The 2,439-nt window shown below is 72.2% G+C and carries 3 protein-coding genes; 1 reads left to right on the top strand and 2 read right to left on the bottom strand.

What is annotated here, in order from left to right; genetic code table 11:
- Window positions 1–109 precede the first annotated feature (109 nt).
- Window positions 110–1,153 carry a glycosyltransferase gene (locus ACTS11_RS00225; protein WP_442638343.1) on the bottom strand — a complete coding sequence of 348 codons (1,044 nt, stop codon included), beginning with the start codon at window positions 1,151–1,153 and terminating at the stop codon, window positions 110–112.
- The gene (locus ACTS11_RS00230; RefSeq protein ID WP_442638344.1) at window positions 1,150–1,917 is read right to left on the bottom strand and encodes a glycosyltransferase family 25 protein; all 768 of its coding nucleotides are present in this window, start codon (window positions 1,915–1,917) and stop codon (window positions 1,150–1,152) included. The genes ACTS11_RS00225 and ACTS11_RS00230 overlap by 4 nt, the downstream gene beginning before the upstream one ends.
- Before the next feature lie 160 nt (window positions 1,918–2,077).
- Between ACTS11_RS00230 and ACTS11_RS00235 the strand changes: the two genes are divergently transcribed.
- The coding region (locus tag ACTS11_RS00235; RefSeq protein WP_442638345.1) for a glycosyltransferase family 25 protein at window positions 2,078–2,439 on the top strand (362 nt) is incomplete at its 3' end.

Raw genomic sequence — 2,439 nt, forward strand, 5'->3', positions numbered from 1 at the left:
ATGAAGCGCTGCTCCATCCCGCGCTCGGCGAAGCCCTGCACCAGGTTGACGAAGAAGCGTTCGGCCCCGCCCTCCTTGCCGAAATGCATGTGGAGGATCCTGCGGCCGGTCATGTGCTGGCCTCCCCGAGACGGTCGAAGAGGTCGAGATAGGCGTCGACGACCGCCTCCTTCGAGAAGCGTGCGGCGAGGGTCCGCCGGGCCTCCGCCACCAGTGCGGCGCGGAGGTCCGCATCGTCCCTGAGCCGCGCCATGGCCGCCGCCATGGCGGGTGCGTCGTCGATCGGCACGAGGAGGCAGTCCTTCCCGTCGGTCGCGAACCAGGTCGGGCCGTCCGTCCGCGTGGCGACAGTGGGCACGCCGCAATGCCAGGCCTCGATCACGACGTTGCCGAGCGGTTCCTCGCGCGAGGGCATCACGAAGGCGTCCGACCCGGCGATCAGGTCCATCGGTTCGGCGAGCCAGCCCACGAAGCGCACGCGGTCCGCGATGCCGAGGTCGCGCGCCTGCGCCTCGAGCGCGCCGCGCAGGTCTCCGTCGCCGGCGAGCCAGAGCCAGCAGCCGGGCAGGGCGGCCACGGCGCGGAGCAACGTGTCGTAGCCCTTGATGTGCGTCAGGCGCCCGGCGGACGAGATCACGAAGGCGTCGGGCGGCGTCGCCATCTCGTCCCGCGTGACCGGGCGCGGGGTGACGGGCCGGGCGAAGTTGGAGATCACCGGCGCGGCCCCCCTCCATCCCAGCGCCTCGACGTGGCGCGCGATGGTCGGGTTGTTGCAGACGACGGCCTGAAGATGCGCGAAGTGCCGGACGTGGCGGGGATAGTCGCCGAGGCGGACGATCTTGACCACGCCGGCGAGGTCGGGGATCAGGCGGGCCGCCGGCGCGCGCCAGGCCATCGCCGCGTCCGGCCCCCAGGCGCGCATCGCCCGCCGCAACCGGGCAAGCGACCAGAGCGCGCCGGGCGTGCGCCGCAGGTAATGGCCCTCGTGCACCGCCCCGAGGCGCGCGATTTCCGGCGCCCAGGCGTTGCCCGGCCGGATCGCGAAGGCCTGCTCGATGCCGCGCTCGGCGAAGGCCTGCGCCAGCGTCACGAAGAACCGCTCCGTCCCGCCGTCGCGGCCCATCTGGACATGGAAGATGCGCCGGACCGTCATTCACGCACTCCGCCGAAGCGGTGGCGAAAGAGCTTCAGGTTGTAACCAGCCTGGTAGCGGAGCCGCGCCCAGGCGCTCTGCCAGGCGGGGCGCGCATCTTCCCGCGCGGCGCGCTTGCGCGTGTCGCCCACGGTTCCGGTCGCCGTCTCCTGCGCGCCGAGGGCCAGCGGCTGCGGATCGACGATGCGGATGTCGAGGCCCGCCTCCCAGAAGAACTTGTGGTCCTCGTCCACGGGCCGGAAGAACGGGAGCGAGGTCTTCGCGAGCCTCGCGGCCGCCTCCCGCGTGATGACGTAGCCGAGCGTGGTGCTCGGAACCCGGTAGGGCGTGCCGAGGACGAGGCCCGGAGCGATCTGCCGCGGCGCGAGAATGCGACCCGGCGACCTGATCGAGTAGAGCTTCACGATGTCCCAACCGTTCGGGCGCGCATCCCGGGCGAGGGCCGCGAGCGTACCGGCGAGGTCGCCCGTGACGCGGAAATCGTCCTCCAGCACCACGCCGCCCGGAGCGTCACCCGCCGCGATGCGCCGCCAGGCCTCGACGTGGCTGAGGTAGCAGCCGATCTCTGGCCGGACGAGCGGGTGCTTCGCCGCTTGCGCATTGCGCGCGGCGTCGTAGACCTCCGCGACCTCCGCCTCGCTCATCCGCCAGCCGTTGACCGCCTCGAGCCGTGTCCACGGCACCCCGGCGGCATCGAGTTCGGCCGCGCAGGTCCGCATCCGCTGGACGTTGTCGGCCAGGTTGATGATGTAGGTGGGCCACATGCGCCGATGGTCTCCGACAGGTGCACCGCGCACCTCCGAGGCGCCCGCGACGCGGGTGGTATATGTCCGGGGCGTCGGGGCGACAAGCGAACGCCGCCATCTTGAGGTCGGGGCACCATCCGTGAAACAAGCGCTCAGTCGAGCCCGGTAGCCCCCCGAGATGCCCCAGTCCATCCCCGTCTTCGTGATCAACCTCGACCGTCGCGCCGACCGCCGCGACCGGATCGCGGCGCATCTCGAGGAGCGCGGCGTCGCGTGGGAGCGTGTCTCGGGCTGCGACGGCGCTGCCGCTGGCCCGGATGAACTGGCGGAGGTCATCGCCGCGCGTGGTCCCCTCGGCCCCCTCGGTGTGGGGGACCGGGCGTGCACCGTCAGCCATACACGCGCCTGGCGGCGCTTTCTCGAGGGGGGCGCGTCGCACGCGCTGTTCCTCGAGGACGACATCTTTCTCGGCCGGGACATCGCCGAGACGCTGGCCGCCACCTCGTGGATTCCCGAGGGCGCCGATGCGGTGAGGCTCGA

This window comes from Roseicyclus sp. (assembly GCF_052168335.1).
GTDB lineage: Bacteria > Pseudomonadota > Alphaproteobacteria > Rhodobacterales > Rhodobacteraceae > Roseibacterium.

Coding starts and splice junctions, on each gene's coding strand:
- ACTS11_RS00225 (WP_442638343.1), bottom strand. CDS start 1,153: ATGACGGTCCGGCGCATCTTCCATGTCCAGATGGGCCGCGACGGCGGG.
- ACTS11_RS00230 (WP_442638344.1), bottom strand. CDS start 1,917: ATGTGGCCCACCTACATCATCAACCTGGCCGACAACGTCCAGCGGATG.